At 41.9% G+C, this 18974-nt stretch carries 14 protein-coding genes and 1 tRNA gene; 8 read left to right on the top strand and 7 right to left on the bottom strand.

Annotated features, from left to right (window positions below):
• Window positions 1-12 precede the first annotated feature (12 nt).
• The 3 genes from RMY32_RS11635 (at window position 13) to RMY32_RS11645 (ending at window position 2573) form a co-directional block, all read left to right on the top strand.
• Complete coding sequence (locus tag RMY32_RS11635; protein ID WP_322713761.1) at window positions 13-909, top strand: hypothetical protein; 897 nt, start codon at window positions 13-15, stop codon at window positions 907-909.
• A gap of 82 nt (window positions 910-991) precedes the next feature.
• Window positions 992-1822, top strand: a complete 831-nt coding sequence (locus tag RMY32_RS11640; RefSeq protein ID WP_322713762.1) for a RimK family alpha-L-glutamate ligase — start codon at window positions 992-994, stop codon at window positions 1820-1822.
• 127 nt (window positions 1823-1949) lie between these two features.
• Complete coding sequence (locus RMY32_RS11645) at window positions 1950-2573, top strand: hypothetical protein (RefSeq protein WP_322713763.1); 624 nt, start codon at window positions 1950-1952, stop codon at window positions 2571-2573.
• Window positions 2574-2757: 184 nt separating this feature from the next.
• On the opposite strand, the gene RMY32_RS11650 is transcribed toward RMY32_RS11645, so the two are convergent.
• Window positions 2758-4791, bottom strand: a complete 2034-nt coding sequence (locus RMY32_RS11650; RefSeq protein ID WP_322713764.1) for a GAF domain-containing sensor histidine kinase — start codon at window positions 4789-4791, stop codon at window positions 2758-2760.
• A 95-nt stretch (window positions 4792-4886) separates the two neighbouring features.
• On the opposite strand from RMY32_RS11650, the gene cobN reads away from it, so the two are divergent.
• Window positions 4887-9017, top strand: coding sequence for a cobaltochelatase subunit CobN (gene cobN / locus RMY32_RS11655; protein ID WP_322713765.1), 4131 nt, complete (start codon window positions 4887-4889; stop codon window positions 9015-9017).
• A 9-nt stretch (window positions 9018-9026) separates the two neighbouring features.
• On the top strand, window positions 9027-10157 hold the full coding sequence (locus RMY32_RS11660; RefSeq protein WP_322713766.1) for a peptidoglycan-binding protein: 1131 nt from the start codon (window positions 9027-9029) through the stop codon (window positions 10155-10157).
• 131 nt (window positions 10158-10288) lie between these two features.
• Here RMY32_RS11660 and RMY32_RS11665 read toward each other — a convergent pair whose 3' ends face one another.
• Together RMY32_RS11665 and sigC are read right to left on the bottom strand one after the other, a co-directional pair.
• Window positions 10289-10744 (bottom strand): Fur family transcriptional regulator, encoded by a 456-nt coding sequence (locus tag RMY32_RS11665; protein WP_292844215.1) that lies wholly within the window; start codon window positions 10742-10744, stop codon window positions 10289-10291.
• 418 nt (window positions 10745-11162) lie between these two features.
• A complete protein-coding gene (gene sigC / locus RMY32_RS11670; RefSeq protein ID WP_322674151.1) occupies window positions 11163-12413 on the bottom strand; it encodes an RNA polymerase sigma factor SigC in 1251 nt (416 codons plus the stop codon).
• A 446-nt stretch (window positions 12414-12859) separates the two neighbouring features.
• On the opposite strand from sigC, the gene RMY32_RS11675 reads away from it, so the two are divergent.
• Entirely contained in the window at window positions 12860-12997 is a 138-nt protein-coding gene (locus RMY32_RS11675) for a hypothetical protein (protein ID WP_322713767.1), read from the top strand.
• A 121-nt stretch (window positions 12998-13118) separates the two neighbouring features.
• Here RMY32_RS11675 and RMY32_RS11680 read toward each other — a convergent pair whose 3' ends face one another.
• Both RMY32_RS11680 and lipA read right to left on the bottom strand, forming a co-directional pair.
• Window positions 13119-14054: an NAD(P)H-dependent glycerol-3-phosphate dehydrogenase gene (locus tag RMY32_RS11680; RefSeq protein WP_322713779.1), complete on the bottom strand. Its 936-nt coding sequence runs from the start codon at window positions 14052-14054 to the stop codon at window positions 13119-13121.
• Window positions 14055-14078: 24 nt separating this feature from the next.
• Complete coding sequence (gene lipA / locus RMY32_RS11685) at window positions 14079-14963, bottom strand: lipoyl synthase (protein WP_322713768.1); 885 nt, start codon at window positions 14961-14963, stop codon at window positions 14079-14081.
• 140 nt (window positions 14964-15103) lie between these two features.
• On the opposite strand from lipA, the gene RMY32_RS11690 reads away from it, so the two are divergent.
• A tRNA-Pro gene (locus RMY32_RS11690) sits at window positions 15104-15177 on the top strand.
• A gap of 606 nt (window positions 15178-15783) precedes the next feature.
• Here the strand turns inward: RMY32_RS11690 and cas12k are convergent.
• The gene (cas12k, locus tag RMY32_RS11695) at window positions 15784-16767 is read right to left on the bottom strand and encodes a type V CRISPR-associated protein Cas12k (protein WP_409882779.1); all 984 of its coding nucleotides are present in this window, start codon (window positions 16765-16767) and stop codon (window positions 15784-15786) included.
• A gap of 93 nt (window positions 16768-16860) precedes the next feature.
• Between cas12k and RMY32_RS11700 the strand changes: the two genes are divergently transcribed.
• A complete protein-coding gene (locus RMY32_RS11700; RefSeq protein ID WP_322713769.1) occupies window positions 16861-17073 on the top strand; it encodes a hypothetical protein in 213 nt (70 codons plus the stop codon).
• 36 nt (window positions 17074-17109) lie between these two features.
• Here the strand turns inward: RMY32_RS11700 and RMY32_RS11705 are convergent, their stop codons facing one another.
• Entirely contained in the window at window positions 17110-18939 is a 1830-nt protein-coding gene (locus RMY32_RS11705) for a DUF262 domain-containing protein (protein WP_322713770.1), read from the bottom strand.
• Between the last annotated feature and the right edge of the window lie 35 nt (window positions 18940-18974).

Genomic DNA, 18974 nt, shown 5'->3' on the forward strand with positions numbered 1-18974 from the left:
GGTGAAAGTTCCATGTCACAAGACAATCAGTCAAAACCGACGGATGAGCAGATAACTCAACCTCCCCAAAAACCTTACCAGAGAGTTCAGCCATTTTGGAAGGCTAAAATTATCCAACTTCTCCAAGGAACGATTGGGGTTCTAGAAGTAACGGTGGAAAAACTGGAGACAGCACCCCCACCTGGTACTGAGGAAAAACCAGGTTTTTTTCAGCAGCTTCAGTTGCGATGGGGTGGATTGTTAAGGACAATCCGCTTATTTTTACCATCAAATTTGTCAACAAAGTTATCAGATACAGCTTTGACAGGAATTGTAACTGGAATTGCTGTAATTCTCGTTTGGACAACTACAACTATCTTTACTGGGAAACCTACGGAAATAGCAACTGTTCCCCCAGTTGAAGAGGTTCCGATACCAACACCAACGATAACTACTCCACCGGAATCAGTCGTACCAGAACCACAGCCAACAGAGGAAATTACGCCGCCAGAAGTACAAATTACGCCACCAACACCAACACCAGAACCAGAACCAGAACCAATTCCTACGCCAACACCAATCCCAACACCCACGCCAACGCCGACACCCATCATAGAATTGACACCTGAACAAGCTTTGATTGCGGCTATTGAAAATCAGGTAGCTGAAATTAGCGATCGCGTTGCCTCTGGTCTGATAAAGTCAATTCAAGCCAACTTTCGTACCAGTAACTTGACTGTCAAAATTAGTAATGATTGGTACACTCTCAATGAATCTCAGCAAGACAAACTAGCTGCGGAGATATTACAACGCTCTCAAGAACTTGATTTTACTCATTTAGAAATTATCGATTCCCAAAATACGCTGATAGCTCGTAACCCGGTTGTTGGTACTGAGATAGTAATTTTTAAACGGCAAACAGCAAGTTAAAATAATTCGTAATTCGTAATTCGTAATGACGCTCCTGCGTCGCTAACGTAATTCGTAATTTGGAGTTGAACTTTAAGTATTTATGTTAGACAATGTTTCGCTATTGCTGAAAGCTTGTGAAAATTTAAATATCAGCTATGAAATTCTTCATCCTTCGGAAAATTTAGTCAAAATCATATTGAATAGTAAACAGCATTATTTTTGTAACTATAGCACTCCCTTACTTAACCAAGCAGTAGCACATCTGCTCAAAGACAAAGAATATACTTATCATGTTTTAAATAAAAAAGTTAAACTTCCTCGGACAGTAGGTTTTCTTTCCCCTTTTTGTGACACCAAATATCAGATTTACTTAAAATTTCCAACTATTCAAGATATCGTATTGGAAATAAAAGAAAAGTTTGAAACACCAGTAATTATTAAAAGAAACTCCGGTGCAAGCGGACATAATGTCTTTTTGTGTAAGAATCCAGATGAAATTGAAACTGCTTTAAAAGGAATTTTTACTATTAATCATAAGTATGATTACGTCGCTCTTGCTCAAGAATTTATTCAGATCAAATCTGAATATAGAGCGGTTTTCTTAAATAAAGAATTGGTTCTGCTCTATGAAAAAGATATAACTGATGCAAAATTTGCCGGTAATCTCAGTCCTCTACACTGGGATGGTGCGAAAGCCAAGTATATTAACCATCCACAAATACTATCAGAGATTGCTAATTTTGCTCAACCAGTTTTTGAAGAGTTAGACTTTGATTATGGTGGTTTTGATATCGTATTAGATCGAGATAAGCAATATTGGTTAATTGAAATCAACTCTCACCCAAATTTTGGCATCTTTATTAGAGACAATGGAGAGGAGCATGTGTTGAAAATTTTTGAAAAAATGCTAATTAGTCTAGCCTCAAAATAAAAAATTGGCATTGCATAATTAAAGTATGAATTTAAGCGTAGGCGTAGCCCATCGTAGACATCGCGGGAGCAATTTCCAAGTTCTGCATCCAATACTTATCGGTTTTTAGAAAGTAGAGGTGTATCAAGTGAAGTTAGATCCTAATCAAAATTATACTTTTAGTAAGTATTTTGAAAATGGTTATTATTCAGAAGACTTAGCTGATTATTTCGGGTATAAGTTAGTCTTAGTTAATTTAATGTTACCACTATATCAAGGAGAGTTAGATAGGTTAGCTGAACTAAGAGATAGAATTACTGAAGTACTGCCTTATGTACCTTTAACTACGGAGTTGGCAAGAAGAGAAGTAATAATATCTAAGGTAGTCTTAGAGTTAATTCATTATACAAATGTTCAGATTAGAATTGAATTTGGCATCAAAGTTTCTAATCTCCTTCAAGGAAATTTAGATTATCTAATTAGAACTTATAAAACAAATCAATTGTTAGTAGTTGAAGCTAAATATGAAAATTTAACTAGAGGATTCACTCAATTAGTTGCCGAAATGATAGCGTTAGATCAGTGGGAAGAATCTCCTGCAATTACAGAGCAACCTATTTTGATCGGTTCTGTAACTACAGGTAAGATATGGCAGTTTGCTAGATTAGATAGAGCCAACAAATATTTTGAATTAGCAATTAATAGTTATAGAGTTCCAGAAGATTTAGAAGAACTAATGAGAATTCTCCTAGCAGTTTTAAAATCAGAATAAGCGTTCTAGGAAAACATATTCAAAACACTAATATTTTCATCAACGCCAAAATTCACTACTTTGATTAGCTAATATATCGGTTTGCAGTTGAGTCTAATACATACCTAACCCCTAATCCTAAACCTTGTAGCGTTGGAGAGTAAAACTCTTAACTCCTAACTCCTACACTCCAAACTCCTAATTTCTAACTTACCACTCTCATTGCCTGAGTTGGTATCCATACAGTAAAAATGGAGCCGATACTTACAGTTGATTCTACTTCAATTCGACCTCGATGGAGTTCCACGAGTTGTTTAGTTAAAGCTAGTCCAAGTCCCGTACCTTCGTAGCGGCGGCGATAAGGTGTATCGAGTTGCTGAAATTTCTCAAACAGTAATGGTAATTGTTCTTCAGGAATGCCAATTCCGGTATCTTCTACTTGAAAAATAGCGGTATTATCTTCCACCCAAAGACGTAAAGTAACACTGCCACTTTCAGGAGTGAATTTAATCGCATTAGTTAACAGATTCCAGAGGATTTGTTCTACTCGTTTGGCATCGCCGATAAAGCGATCGCACTTGGGATCGATTTGCAAATCAAGTATGAGATTAATTTGTTCGCTCGCTGCTTTTTTTTGCAGCGATTTGACAGCATTTTCAGCAACATTTACTAAAGAAAATTCCGAAATATTTAAAGCTGTTTTACCAGCCTCGATTTGCGATAAATCGAGGATGTCATTAATCATTTCTAATAAATGTTCTCCACTGTCGTGGATGGTTTGCAGATAACCCCGTTGTCGTTGGCTCAATTCACCTAAAGGCCAACGTAATAACGTCGAAGACATCCCAATCACATAAGTTAAAGGCGTGAGCAATTCATGACTGATAGTAGCGAGAAACTCACTTCTAATCCGGCTAGCAGCTTCGGCCGCAAGTAGAGCATCACGCAGGGCTATTGTCCGCTCAATAACTCGTTGTTCGAGATTTTGTTTTTCTTGGGTGAGAGTTTGCATTAACTCAGCTTGGTGAATAGCGATCGCTAATTGTTCTGCGATCGCAACCAGCAAGCTCTTTTCGCTATCATTCCATTGGTATGGGCGATCGCACTGATGAGCAATCAGCAATCCCCACAGTTTATCCTCAAACATAATCGGTGCAGCCAACTTAGCTCTAACTTGGCATTCCCTTAAAAAATTCAACAAACATTCTTCTAGGACATAAGTTTTTTCAACATCATCCACAGCTAAGGTAAAACCTTGCTGATACTTCTCCCAACACTGAGAGGTTCGGATAAAGCAATTTTTTTCCGTGTAATTCAACACCGATGTAATCGCATCTGTAGCACGAGCTTCATAGACAATATAACCTCCATACTTTTGGCAATCTCCTAGTAGAGATTGATTATTTGTTGATATAAAAGGCGAATGTCGCTCGTTGTTTTCGTGTAGAGAAAAATAGATTTCGGCAGGTTCCCTAACCGATTGTTCCATGTCTGTTGTTAGTGCCGTTTCATTGAAGGGAATAGTATCAGACTGGTATGGTTGAGTATTTACTTGAGAAGCTGCAAATTTATAAATTACTAATCTGTCTAATTCCAGAAACTCACGCACCTGTGTAATTGCCGTTGCCATAATGACCGGCAAATCCAGGCTTTTACGGATCTGTGTTGTTACCTGATTTAACAACCGCTCTTGGGAAATTTGTTTTTTCAAAGCATCTTCCACTGGCTGACAGATATAAACTGCTGGCCCAATTGGGCTGGGAGATGCTATTATTTCTTGGTTTGGCTGAGTTAGGAGATATTCTAATAACAACAGCGTGAATTGACTTTGGAGCGTGGCATCATTGGGTTTAATAATTTGCTGATAGCGTTCGAGATTTTGGTGAGTATAAGAATCGCACTCAAACAAGTTTCTCAACTCGTAGACAAAAGAAGCGATCGCCTCCAAATTAAACGTCAACTGAGCATTGATTTTTGAGTAAATTCCTTGCCCCTCTGTTTCCCTGCTTCCTTGCTCAAAGGTTCCTACCAAAAGGACGCTAAACTGCTCAGAAACCACTAATGTAAACCTTTGCCTTTGCCACTCCACAGGTATGTAAATCCGCGCCAACGCCGCTTCTGTCAGTATCAAAACGGCACTTTCCACCGTTTGAGCCATCTGTTCTAACAACTCCCCAAGCTGATTAAATACAACAATAGGCAAGGTTCGAGAAAAGCTCAAATCAGGAGAACTAAGCATTTTCAATCATTTTTGGTAAGAGAGGGCACAATCCAGGGAAAAAAGTTTGTTTTGATTATCTATTAACCAACAATTTAAAACGGTAACACAGGATTATGCATCGTATAAGTAGCACATCGGGTGGATGGAATCAGTCAGAAGGTATAATTTTTTTAGAACAAACCCCCGCCCCTTTTGTCTTGATTACGGCTGCTGATACCGACATTCAAACCTTGGCAGTTGCGGTGACAAAATTACCTGCAAGCTTTCCGGCATTAAGAGTCGCCAACCTGTTGCAGTTACAGCAACAATTAAGCATAGATACTTATGGCGAGCAAGTTTTGGAATTTGCCCAAGTAATTATTTTGCGCTTATTAGGAGGACGTTCTTACTGGGGTTATGGCTTAGAAGTAGTGCAAGAAATTGTGCAACGTAATGGTAGAACCCTCATTGTAATGCCAGGGGATGACGCTTTCGATCCCGATTTAATTTCCCAGTCTACCGTGCCTTTGGGTATTGTTAACCAGGTATGGCAGTATTTTAGCGAAGGCGGCGTGGAAAATTTTGTTAATGCTCTGCAATTTATCTCCGATAGTTGCTTATTAACTGCATATAATCCTGCACCACCTCAACCGATTCCGCGCGTGGGATTGTATGAGTGGGGACTGGGGACTGGGGACTGGGGACTGGGGCATGGGGGCAGGGGAGCAGGGGAGGCAGGGGAGCAGAGGAGCAGGGGAGAGTTAGAACTAGGTGAATCCACCTCGGAACTCCATTCATCCACCTTTGAACTGGATGAATTCACCTCAGAACCTCAAGGCTTCCAATCCCCAATCCCCAATGCCCAATGCCCCATGCCCAAAGTTGGCATCCTTTTCTACCGCGCTCATTATTTAGCGGGAAACACTAAAGTAATTGATGCTTTATGCGAAGCTTTGGTACAGAAAAATTTACAACCAGTGCCAGTATTTGTTTCTTCATTGCGCGAACCAGATGTGCAAGTTGAGTTGAGTGAATTTTTCCAACCTAAAGAAGCTGAATCAATCGCTGTGCTGCTAAATACTACCAGTTTTTCTCTAGCACGGTTGGAAAGCGAAACACCCCAAACCGAACTTTGGCAAAAATTAGATGTGCCTGTGTTGCAGGTAATCCTCAGTGGCGGATCGATTGAGCAGCGGGAATCACAGTTTCAAGGGCTTTCTCCCCGCGATATTGGGATGAATGTGGCGCTACCAGAAGTAGATGGGCGGATTATTACTCGTGCTGTGTCTTTTAAAGCCTTGCAAACTCGTAATCCCCATTTAGAGACAGATGTGGTAATTTATGAACCAGTGAGCGATCGCATCGAGTTCGTTGCTAAACTAGCAGCAAATTGGGCGCGTCTACGTTCCAAACCACCCCAAGAACGTCGAATTGCTTTAATTCTGGCAAACTACCCCAATCGCAATGGCCGCCTCGCCAATGGTGTGGGACTCGACACCCCAGCAAGTTGTGTAGAAATCCTCCAAGCTTTACGTCAAGCTGGGTATGAAGTAGAAAATCCACCTGCTCAAGGAGACGAGTTGATTCAACGGCTGACAGATGGTGTAACCAACGATCCCGAAGGTAGAGAATCGCTTCCGGTACACCAAAGTGTTTCTTGGGAAGAATACCAAGAATATTTCGCTTCATTACCGCCAGTAGTTCAGCAAGGTATTAGCGAACGGTGGGGAGTGGAGACTGGGGACTGGGGACTGGGAACTGGGGAAGAGTTTAGTAGTGGCAAAATTCCCAATACCCAATACCCAATACCCAATACCCAATACCCAATCCCCGTTCCCGGAATTCAACTCGGCAACATCTTCGTGGGAATTCAGCCAGCAAGGGGTTATGATAATGACCCCAGCTTGAATTATCATGCGCCGGATTTAGAACCAACTCATGCTTATTTAGCTTTCTACTATTGGGTTAGAGAAACTTTTGGTGCTGATGCTGTAGTTCATGTGGGAAAACACGGAAATCTAGAATGGCTACCCGGTAAAAGTGTGGCTTTATCGAGTAATTGTTATCCAGAAGTAGCTTTCGGCGCACTTCCCCATCTGTACCCGTTTATCGTCAACGATCCTGGTGAAGGTTCCCAAGCCAAACGTCGCGCTCAAGCGGTGATTATAGATCACCTCACGCCGCCAATGACTCGCGCGGAACTCTACGGTTCTTTGCAGCAGTTAGAAAATTTAATTGATGAGTATTATGAAGCCGACAGTTTAGATCCTTCGCGTTTGCCAGTAATTCGCGATCGCATTCACGAACTGGTAGTCAAAGAAAATCTCCATCTAGATTTAGGAATCCAAAATGAAACAGAAATTTTTAAGTCTGAATCTTTAATTTTGAATTCCATCGGTGGTTATCTTTGTGAATTAAAAGAAGCCCAAATCCGCGACGGGTTGCACATTTTTGGGCAATGTCCCCAAGGACGGCAACTCCGAGATTTAATAGTAGCGATCGCTCGCATCCCCAATCGCCATTCTTCAGGTATTACCCGTGCCATAGCTCAAGATTGGGGTCTAGACTTCGATCCCCTCACAGCCGATTTGTCAATGACTAGCGGTGAATACTCAATAGTCAATGGCACAGAATGCCGTACCCTCGGCGATATCGTCGAAGTCCTAGAAGAACACGCCGCCCTTATAGTAGAACAACTAATAAATCAAAATTCTTCTTGTAGAGACGCGATGAATCGCGTCTTTGCTGGAGAGGGAGACGCAACGAATCGCGTCTCTACCTGGATACGCGATCGCCTCCTCCCAGCCTTACAAAAAACCCACGAAGAAATCACCCATTTATTACACGGACTCGATGGCGGTTATGTCCCCAGCGCTGCATCTGGCGCACCCACACGCGGCCGCCCGGAAGTTCTACCAACAGGGAAAAACTTTTATTCTGTCGATATTCGCGCCATTCCCACCGAAACAGCTTGGGATATCGGCAGAAAAGCTGCTGAAACCCTCGTTGAATATTACACTCAAGAGCATGGTGAATATCCCAAAACACTAGGTTTATCATTGTGGGGAACAGCCACCATGAGAACAGGCGGTGATGATATAGCCGAAGCCTTAGCTTTACTCGGAGTCCAGCCTGTCTGGGATGGTGCAGCACGGCGAGTAGTAGATTTTGAAATTTTGCCCCTAGCGATTTTGGGGCGTCCCCGTGTAGATGTCACCTTGCGAATATCGGGATTCTTCCGCGATGCTTTTCCCAATTTGATTGATTTATTCGCTCAAGCAGTATCAGCAGTAGCAGATTTAGATGAACCGCCAGAACAAAATCCTCTAGCAGATGCAGTTCGCCAAGAGACTGAATTGTGGACAAGCCAGGGATTAACTATACAAGAAGCCGTAGTGCGATCGCGCTATCGCATCTTTGGTTCTCGCCCAGGTGCTTACGGCGCCGGACTCCAAGGTTTAATCGAATCGCAAAACTGGACAGATGACGAAGATTTAGCCCGCGCCTACATTAACTGGAGTTCTTACGCCTATTCTTCGGAAAACTTGGCAGGGGAGCAGGGGAGCAGAGGGGCAGGGGAGGCAGGGGAGGATAAAATTTCCCCCCAATTCTCAGTCCCCAATCCCCAGTCCCCAGTCCCTAATACCAACCAATTCCCAGTCCCCAATCCCCAGTCCCCAGTCCCCAATACCGAAGCCTTCAAACAACGCTTGTCTCAAATGCAAGTTGTCCTGCACAATCAAGACAACCGCGAACACGATCTACTCGATTCTGATGATTATTACCAATTTCAGGGTGGCTTAACAGCAGCCGTGCGTTCTCTACAGGGAAAAAATCCCCAAACTTATTTTGGAGATAATTCTATACCCGCCCAACCACGCGTTCGTCAACTGAAAGCAGAAATTGCACGAGTGTATCGTTCTCGCGTAGTTAATCCCAAGTGGATTGCAGGAGTAATGCGCCACGGATACAAAGGTGCCTTTGAAATGGCGGCGACGGTAGATTATCTATTCGCCTACGATGCAACCGCAAAATGTGCTGAAGATTACATGTATCAAGGCATAGTAGATGCTTATTTACTCGATCCAGTTGTTGTAGAATTTATTCAGCAAAACAACCCTTACGCACTGCGTGATATTGCTGAAAAATTATTAGAAGCACACAAGCGCAATTTATGGGAGGATGTAAATATAGGAACATTAGAAGCTTTGAGGAACCTAGTACATCAAGCTGAAGCAGTGATCGAAGAAAAATCAATGGTGTAGGAAACAAATATGGAGAATCTTGCGTATTTGCACCTAGCTTTCGCCTACGAAGACAGCACACCCAGTGAATTGGTCTCCCTCAGTTCCTTGTTTAAGGACGCAGCTGCACCAGACTGGAAAAGGCTTTCAGGTAGGGCTTGGAAGTATATGTTGCCCCTTGCTCTGTCTTTATCTATTCTTGGCGCTGTTAGCAGCGTCATGGCACTAGAAAAAGGCGATCGAGGCCCTTCTGTCAGAAATCTACAACAAAAATTGCGAACAGCAGGTTTTTACCAATCTTCTGTTACCCAAGTATATGACGCACCCACCCAAGAAGCTGTGCGGCGCTTCCAAAAGGCCGCTGGTTTACCAGTGGATGGCATTGTTGGAGCAAGCACCCTGCAAAAATTAGAAAATTGGCAAGCGAAAAAGCCTACAACTAGGGCTACACAAGCTAAGAGAACCACTGCTGTAGGCGCACAAGCCAAAAAGCCCAGTACTACTAATTCAGCTACCAGCAAACGCCGCAATCCCAACTACCTTGCTAAGGGAGATGAAGGTGAAGATGTCAGAGCTTTGCAAGAACGGTTAAGAATCGCAGGCTTTTATTACGGAAACGCTACAGGCATATTTGGCCCAATTACCGAAGAATCTGTCAAGCGGTTCCAAGATTCTTACAAATTAAGCGTTGATGGAATTGCGGGCCCAGCAACATTAAGTAAATTGCCGGGAGTTGGCATCGGTGATGGAGAAGAGGCTCCCTCAAAGGTAGTCAATCGAGACAAACTTCGTGTAGGCGATCGCGGTGAGCCAGTTAGAATTCTTCAAGAACAATTGATCCAGGCAGGATATTTAGAGGGAGAGCCAAATGGCTACTATGGCCCTTACACTGCTGATGCTGTAAAGAGATTTCAGGCGGCTAATTTCTTAGCAGCAAGTGGTGTTGCTGGCCCAACTACGCGAGCTAAGTTATATAGCTCAGTTAATACTACTAGCAAAAGCGAATTTAATACCTTAGAAATTCAAACCCGACTACGGGAGCGGGGTTTTTATAAAGGCAAGCTCAATGGTGTGATGGCAGATGACACCAAAAAAGCGATTAAACAAGCCCAAGAATTCTACGGGATTAGTCTTAAGGATCTTAAGAGCGGACGCTTTTAACATCCGCTTTGGTGTCGTTAGTATCAGTTCCCAACTGGTTGCTTGCCTCCAGTAACAGCAAATTACGAACTGCTCAGATTCCATTTATTTGGTTAATTTGAGTAGTTTCGTCTTATTTATCCACCCAAGTGCTAAAGCGGCATCAGCGCCCGTTGGCACTTGGGACATACTGCATGGATGGTCATTTGACAATCTAAAAGGTGAAAACCTTCTTTTTGAGCGGTTTTTGACCCAATTTTTAAAATTGAATCATTTTTAAACTCAATAGTTGAGTTGCATCGAACACAAATTAAGTGATGGTGATGGTGGGGATAGGGCTGGTTGATCTCATAATGCTTATGTCCCTCGCCCAATTCTAATTCCCTTAAAATTCCCATCCTTGCCATCAACTTCAAAGTCCGATAAATAGTTGACAGACTGATCCCTTCACCATCAGTTTCTAGCCGATGATAAAGATCCTCCGCACTCAGATGTTCACCTTGCGGAAGTTCTTGAAAAATGTGTAAAATTGTTTCGCGCTGAGGAGTTAAACGCCAGCCTCGGTCGTTCAATTCTGCTTTAAGTGAAGTAGTTGTGTAGACAGTCATACTAATATTTCTCAACAAATATCGTTAATTGAGAATATAACAAATCTTTTGAGCAATTTGCAACAATCATTGCCTATTGAGAATTCTTACTAAATATTTAAGAACAATTCATCAAATCTTGAGCAAAATTCAAGTAATCAGCTGTAGTGCATTTAATTTGCATACAGCTAATAGTTAGGATACTTGTAACGATTGCATCCCTTGACTTTCAATTTCGCATAAGTTAAATTTGAATTCTTAGTTGCTCCCCACCTTCAAGATATCTGAGCAAAGATTGGGGACAACTTTTATACAGTTTAATGCTAATTATTTGCTCTAAGCCGATAAAAGGCTTTTGACCTGGGAATAAAATCATCCTTTTGTCCCTAGTCATTTGTCAAGTGTAATTTTCTAATGACAAATGACTAATGACAAATGACTAACTCAGAGACTCCAAATAGTCGCGGATGAGGTTGCGGCGCTTGGGTTGACGTAGCTTTTGCAAAGCCTTAGATTCAATTTGGCGGACTCGTTCGCGCGATAAGTCAAGAGCGCGGCCAATTTCTGCTAAAGAATAAGGATGACCATCCGCCAAACCAAACCGCATCAGAATTACATCGCGCTCCCGGCTAGTCAAATCTGATAGAAGATGATGCAAATCTCTTTGTAAAGATTCTCGCATTAACATCTCTTCTGGAGTTACACTGTCAGTTTCGAGTAATTCGCCTAACTCAGTGTCTTTATCTTTTCCTACTTTGGTTTCCAAAGAAACGGAGCGAGGAACCCGCAACAAAACTTCTCGGACTTGGGTAGGTGTCATCTCTAACTCAGTTGCTAAATCTTCTAGAGTTGGGGTGCGACCTTTTTCTTGAGCAATTTTGCGTTGAGCTTTTTTGATTTTGTTTAACTTTTCGGTAATATGGACAGGGAGACGGATCGTGCGACTAGAAGTTGCGATCGCCCGTGTAATACCCTGACGAATCCACCAGTAAGCATAGGTACTGAAGCGATAACCCTTAGTTGGGTCAAATTTTTCTACAGCCCGCTCCAAACCTAATGTACCTTCTTGGACTAAATCTAACAATTCCAAACCACGATTTTGATACTTCTTAGCAACAGACACAACTAAGCGAAGATTCGCCTTAATCATGTGTTCTTTTGCTTGGAGTCCTTGGGACTGAACTTGCTCCAACTCTTCTACAGTCAACTTAGCAATTTCAGCCCAGCGGCGTTTCCCATTTGCCAAAATCGGTCTGAGATCGGATAAAATTATGTCAGCAGTGGCAGCCCATCTTTCCAAAGACGGGCGATGTCCTAGTTCCGAGGTTAGACGTTCTTGAACTTCAACTAACCTTAGATAGGGTGTAATCACTTCATCCCCTTGCTTTGCGGCGTTAGCAAGTACTATCCGCATCCGTAAGTAGCGTTGGACTTTTTGAGCTTCTGAAACCTCTTCATCGCGCCCCAACAAGCGAACCCGACCAATTTCTTGAAGATATAGACGTACTAGGTCTGTACTCCGACGGTTGGTGCTAGCAGCAAAGTTAGCATTGTCTACAGTTGCCAGTTCTAGCTCCTGTAGGTCATCTACCGATAACTCACTGTCATCAACCGTGAGATCCGAGTCCAAAGCCTGGCTAGACTTTTTGGTGTTGTAGGGGGCGTCTGCATAAAAAGATGTTGCTGGCATAAAGATCGTCTCAATGGCTCCAGGTAACAATAGATTTCGGTCAGCTTAGATTACGGTCAGCTATTCAACTGTTGCTATTGTTCCCGCGATTAACGATGAACTAACATGGTTGAACGTTCCCTTACAATTTTTTTTAGAAATTAACTGTAAGGGTTTTATTGGATACAGAATTACTGAACTTAATCGGCTGCTAAACTTTTGATTAAACCAATAGCTATTTAAATCCACAGCTAGGTTTGGAATATTTGAACTACTTAGTTAATATTTCAACCTTGATGGTTTTTTGATAGTAACTTTTGTAACACAGTATAAACATCCTTCAGTGAATGTCATCTTTATAATTGGCATAGTCACATTTACATGGGTGCAAAAGTAATATCCTGACGATTTAGCAATTTTTTCTCAGGATTATTCAGGTATAAGTAGAACTAATAGATGTCGGGAAAGTGATTAGCATTAACGGCGAAAATTCTCTCGACACGGAGATAGAAGATGCGGATAAATTATCAAACACCCTTTCCATCTACCTGCGTCGTTTTGCATGTCAGTCTGAAAGTGCCAACTTCAACTTGACAGACTACTAACTAGTAGCCCATCAAGCTAAGGAAAGCTTGTTATGTAGTAAGCACTGAAATGCTTGATATAAGGACTAAAGTCCTTAGTACTAACTTATTTAGCTATCAAGTTGATTTGACAGACCACTAACTAGTAGTTGTACTCTGGCTTGATATCTCGCAACATCAGTTCATCAAGTGCTTGTCCGGGTGTGATTTCGCCTTGAAGTAACCGATAAACTTGCTCGGTAATTGGGACTGCGATGTTTTGTTGGTTGGCTCGTTGCATCAAAACTCGGCAAGTGTTTACTCCTTCAGCAGTTCCTTGTAAATTTGCGAGAGTTTCTGTAAGTGACTTACCACCAGCTAACTGATAGCCGACTTGGTAATTGCGACTTAAGGGACTATTGCACGTTGCTAACAAATCTCCTAGACCTGATAAACCATAAAATGTTTCCGTCTTAGCGCCCCAGTTGTTGCCGATGCGAACCATTTCTGTCAGTCCACGGGTAACTAAAGCAGCTTTGGCATTGGTTCCCAGTTGTAAACCATCGCATACACCAGCTGCGATCGCAATCACATTTTTCAGTGTTCCCCCCAGTTCCACGCCCAAGGGATCAGGATTGGTATATACCCGAAAACGATGAGAAGAAAATACTAACTGCACTACTTCCGCAGCCGTGGGAATATTACTGGCTACCACCGTGGCTGCTGGTAATTCCATTTGAATTTCTTTTGATAAATTAGGCCCAGACAAAACAACCACTGGATGGTTAGGGAATATTGTTTGCCAAATTTGTGAAGGCGTGCAGGTAGTTTCGGGATCTAAGCCTTTCGTCGCTGTCACAAAAATTGTCTCTGAAGAAAGGGGGAAAGACTCAACTTGGGAAGCAACATCTCTCACACCAATCATTGAGATAGCGGACAGGACTATTTGGACATCTTTTAAAACTGCTTCGAGAGTTTGGGAACCTTGACGCGACCACACGCGCACCTGATGACCATTTGCGGCAGCGAGATTTGCTAGAGATGCACCCCAAGCACCTGCACCCAGAATTGCAACGGAAAGTTTTGTGTTGGAGTACATCTGCTCACTCATAATTCCTAATTCCTAACTCCTAACTTTCGAGCGTGGGTAGCGTTCCATCAACTCCCTGACTTGTTCTGCATGATAGGAGCTTCTTGTCAATGGCGAAGAAACAACTTGTAAAAATCCGATTTCTTCGCCGAATGCCTTCCAGTCAGCAAATTGTTCTGGATTGACAAATTCGTTTACTTGCAAGTGTTTTTGACTGGGTTGGAGATATTGCCCAATGGTCAAAATGTCGCAATCGACAGTTCGCAAGTCTTGCATGACTTGGCGAATTTCGGCATCAGTTTCACCAAGTCCAACCATGATCCCGGATTTAGTGTATGTGCTAGGAGAAAGTTGGCGAGTGCGCTGCAATAATTCTAATGTGCGATCGTAGTTTCCTTGGGGACGCACCCGGCGATATAGGCGTGGAACAGTTTCGGTATTGTGGTTTAATACCTCTGGCGCAGCCTGTAGAATCGACTCCAGAGCATTCCAATTACCGCATAAGTCAGGAATTAGCACCTCAATTGTGGTGTTGGGTGAAACAGAGTTAACTGCATCAATACACGCTATAAACTGAGATGCACCACCATCAAGCAAATCATCTCGGTTTACAGAAGTGATGACTACATGATTAAGGTTCAGGCGGCGAACAGCTTGGGCCAGTCGTGTAGGTTCTGTGGGGTCTAGTGGTTTGGGTTTTTTCTCAAAATCAATATCACAGTAGGGACAAGCGCGCGTACAAGCGGGCCCCATAATCAAAAACGTGGCAGTCCCAGCGTTGAAGCATTCACCAATATTCGGACAGGACGCTTCCTCGCAAACTGTATTGAGGGCTAAATCCCGCAAAATTTCTTTAACGTTACCGATGCGCTCACGCCCAGGTGCTTTCACCCGCAACCAGTCTGGTTTTACAGTCACAATCCGCTTTTACCACTAGAGTTATACAAATTTAATCCTAGCAAGCAAAGTCTTTGATGAAGCGATCAGATGTATATAGATGTAATTCTGCTATTTAGTGCAGGTTGTGATATTCTTAATTTACAATGCCATTTTTATGGCGGGATGTGGCGCAGCTTGGTAGCGCACTTCGTTCGGGACGAAGGGGCCGCTGGTTCGAATCCAGTCATCCCGATTTATTTTGTCGAATAACACTTTATTTGTCGTCGTTAACAGATTAATGTCGTTATTAACAAATTAATATCGCTGTTAACAAATTAATGTCATCAAAGTTGCTCTTACAACCGTTAACAAATTAATGTCGCCGACTGTATTTTTTGGGGCTGGTTCAAAATCAAGCCTCCCCAAAGTTTAATATAAACTTTATCCTGGTTTAAACCTGTGGTGTTTGCAATCAATATTGCTTGAAAAGCTTATATACCAAAAGCTACATGTATCAATAGGCTGTTTAAAAACCTTCAGTTTTTAAGATGGACATGGTTTAAATGCAAATATTCAGGATAATCCCGAACGAAGTGCGCCTTTCAACCCTCTTAATTAATAAAGTTGTAATGATGAAAAATTTTTTCAATCCACCCCTAGCCGGGATGGTTGTTGAAACGGATATATATAAGAACGGGTGAAAGTTTCAATACAAGTCGAACTTTCAACCCACCCCTAGCCGGGATGGTTGTTGAAACCCGACGAATCAAGATTGTGGGTTATAGAAAATATACTTTCAACCCACCCCTAGCCGGGATGGTTGTTGAAACGCGAGATTAAATCGATAATATTCTCAACGCTAATCTTTCAACCCACCCCTAGCCGGGATGGTTGTTGAAACAACTACGGTGATACTACTTTTCACAAAAAGTCTTTTCTTCTCGTTGATTTCCCATTTCATGTCCTCAGTAGTTTCATAAACTACTGGGAAAGGAATAGAACTCGATTTTCTTAAAAGGTTGGCTTGCCACGATTTAGCTTCCTTTTCATCTTGGGCAACTTGCTGAACTGCTTGTTCTAGGGTCTCTAGCCATTTTTCACCAGTTAAATCTCGTCCTTTAGGAACTCGGCTTGTTAATTGGATTTTCAGCCGTTCAATTTCTATTTCTTTTTTTCGTCTTTGTTTGGTGTATTGTTTGAGGTCTTCTTCAACAAAACTTACCTGACAATTATTTTTCAGGAGGTAGACTAAGGCACATCTTGTCAGAGCATCTTCTGTTTGACGATAAGCTTCAAATAGACGGCTTGGTTTAATAGTTACAACTTTATCTGGTCTATCAGCTTTTTCATCTTTAGGCTTCCTGCTTCTTCTGCCTCTCACTTTATGATTTGTCTCATGAGTTTTATGTGTTGCAAATGAAGCTAATATTTCAGTTGATTTTATTCTGATATTTTCTAAACTTGATTTACTTTCTTGCTCCAGTTCAACATCAGTTTTGAGCATTTCTAACCATCGCTCTTTCCCTTCAATTTTAAGCTGTCGTCGCCTATTTAAAGCCAACCAAGACTTGTATATATACGTGACTAAGGTTATTGCAGACGTATAAAAACGACCTGGTTGACCTATAAATGGTTCTTGGGTTTTGAGGGAATCACACAATTCTTTGATCGCAGTTTTGGGAACTTTTGCAGTTTTAACCCATATCTCGAATTCAGAATGTTTTCCTAATCGTTCCAATATTTCATTGACTAAGGGCGTATTTTTCTCTGCCATGAATTCCCAAAGATGGCGGAGGGTTTCGTCATCTGCAACTAGACGACATTGAATCGTGATCACGCTCATAGATGCACGTAAGCATTGTTGTAATTAATAACCCAATTTAATTATGAGCTTAATGACGCAAGAGCGCAAGAGTTAAATAGCGCAAATACATTTTTGTTAATATACTATGCAAAAATTAAGCCCGGACAGGGACTTGGTGCTGGGATGACTGAAGAAACAAGAGAAGTTAGGGGAAGAATCCCTAAAGAGTTAAAAATTGCATTTGAGATTGCCTGCGCTCGTTTGGAACTAACCCAGACGGCAGCGCTGGAAGATGCTATTAAGGATTGGTTGAAAAAACAAGAGTCTGCATCTGCTGAGAAATAGAGTTGGCTTGGAAGTCTTGACTTTACTGCTAATTACCTAATATTTGGTGATGATTTCTGGATCTAGCCTGTAACTATTCCCATCAGTATCCTCAACTAATTCAAGGCTTAAATTTTTGCCCATAGCTTTCCCAATTAGTTCCATTAATGCTTTTGCTCTTACTTGGAAAAATATTTCAAAGTCGTCGTTGCGTAAAATTTCTAGTTTGATGCGATGCGATCGCATTATTTCATCCAAGCTAGCTACCGCAGTTCCATGTAGCTCGAACTCTTTGAGGTAAGCCGAAGGTGCTTTGCTGCCGATTCTTTTATTGGTTTTGGCACTTAGAGGAGTGCGATTAACTAAACAGTTATATTTTTTAGGATCAATACTTTGTTTACGACACCATGCTACGGGAAAGATGTGGTGGGAATCGATTTGTTCTTCAAAATAAACAACGTCGTTAATTTCCTCGCCTGTAATCCAATCTACTGCGCCTTCACGTCGTAGTAATGCCGCAAATCCCTGATAAACTGCGCCAAGTCGCTTTCTGACGCTAAGAAGTCGTTCAAACGAGAAATTTGCTTGCGTGATACCAAAGGGAACGGAACCACCTTCAATCCATGCTGGTACTTCGACAATATCGCGTCCAGCTTGGGAATCGTGCCAGTGGGTATAAATTTCACCAAACATCCCGCACCACAGCCAACGCTCTAACATGGAACGTACTTGAAACGAACGAGAGCGATCGCCAATAATGGTCAAAATTGCACTTAAAGCAACTAACTGGATAGGACAAGCAATATCATCAGCATCAAAGATTTTTTGACCGCGTAAAAAACGAGCCGCTTCTTCAAAACCTTTATTAACTGGGTCAGCCCATATTTGATATTCTTCTTTTGTTAATTTTAGTACTTCGGTACGACCACAAGCAACACCAGGTAATTTATCTAAATTCCAACCCTGTTTAGCTGCTTCGGTTCTTCGAGCGTAACCAGCTACTAGGGTAACAGCTTGCATAAAGTCGGTACTACGAACTTTCCGCAAAACTTTGAATGTTTGAAAGCGATTTTCGCGGTATTTCCAATCATCTCGAAGGCTAAAATCACCCACGCAGTAACTCGAACTCATTAAATCGAAGAAATTGAGGTCGCATCCGGTTGTATTAGTATCCTCAAAAACTTGGCACACTGCCTCTTTTGGCAATGAGTCACGTAGTTGAATGACTGGTATTTGATAATGCTCAAATTTCTTGATAACTTCTAATTCTAAAGTGTCAATTAGTTCGAGTCTTTGAGAATCGTACTGCCAATATTTGGAAAACTTGCTGCGCCATTCAGAGAAAAAGAATACTTTGGATAACGGAAATAAAAGTGCTTCATACTCGTTTTCGAGAGTTGAACAGTCAATAAAATCGCCGTTTCGAGTTCGCATAACTTTCGATTCGGGTAAAGCGATAATGGCGGTTTTGCGATCGCACTCTGGTTCAAGGCATTTTTGAATATCTAGGTAATACCATTTTTTCGCCAATTTCTGGCTTTTGGGGTCTTTGATAACGACGGGTTGCTCAGATAGCAGCACCATGAAAGAAGTGGTTAATCTTTGCTGACCATCAAGCACAAGCAAATTCGGCGTTTGAATTGCAGCATTTATTACACCGTCAAGCAGACGCGGTTTAAATTGTTGGCGCTCGATACCTTGCTGTAACATCATAACTGCGCCAATAGGGTAAGCCAGCGATATACTTGCCAGCAAACGACGCACATGAGTATCGTCCCATACCCAATCCCTCTGAAAATCTGGTAGTTGAATGCGTCCAATTTTGATGTCCTTCATGACATCGAATAAGGGATATTTTGTAATATCAAATGTCGAAATTGAATCCATTTGATGTTCTGCTGTTGCTACCATCACTCACGTCT

Source organism: Nostoc sp. ChiSLP03a (assembly GCF_034531215.2).
Taxonomy (GTDB): domain Bacteria; phylum Cyanobacteriota; class Cyanobacteriia; order Cyanobacteriales; family Nostocaceae; genus Nostoc.

Excerpts from the sequence above, each read along its gene's own strand:
- RMY32_RS11640 (WP_322713762.1), top strand. The coding sequence starts at position 992 with ATGTTAGACAATGTTTCGCTATTGCTGAAAGCTTGTGAAAATTTAAAT.
- RMY32_RS11650 (WP_322713764.1), bottom strand. The coding sequence starts at position 4,791 with ATGCTTAGTTCTCCTGATTTGAGCTTTTCTCGAACCTTGCCTATTGTT.
- RMY32_RS11635 (WP_322713761.1), top strand. The coding sequence starts at position 13 with ATGTCACAAGACAATCAGTCAAAACCGACGGATGAGCAGATAACTCAA.
- RMY32_RS11660 (WP_322713766.1), top strand. The coding sequence starts at position 9,027 with ATGGAGAATCTTGCGTATTTGCACCTAGCTTTCGCCTACGAAGACAGC.
- cas12k (WP_409882779.1), bottom strand. The coding sequence starts at position 16,767 with ATGAGCGTGATCACGATTCAATGTCGTCTAGTTGCAGATGACGAAACC.
- RMY32_RS11680 (WP_322713779.1), bottom strand. The coding sequence starts at position 14,054 with ATGTACTCCAACACAAAACTTTCCGTTGCAATTCTGGGTGCAGGTGCT.
- RMY32_RS11665 (WP_292844215.1), bottom strand. The coding sequence starts at position 10,744 with ATGACTGTCTACACAACTACTTCACTTAAAGCAGAATTGAACGACCGA.
- sigC (WP_322674151.1), bottom strand. The coding sequence starts at position 12,413 with ATGCCAGCAACATCTTTTTATGCAGACGCCCCCTACAACACCAAAAAG.
- cobN (WP_322713765.1), top strand. The coding sequence starts at position 4,887 with ATGCATCGTATAAGTAGCACATCGGGTGGATGGAATCAGTCAGAAGGT.
- RMY32_RS11705 (WP_322713770.1), bottom strand. The coding sequence starts at position 18,939 with ATGGATTCAATTTCGACATTTGATATTACAAAATATCCCTTATTCGAT.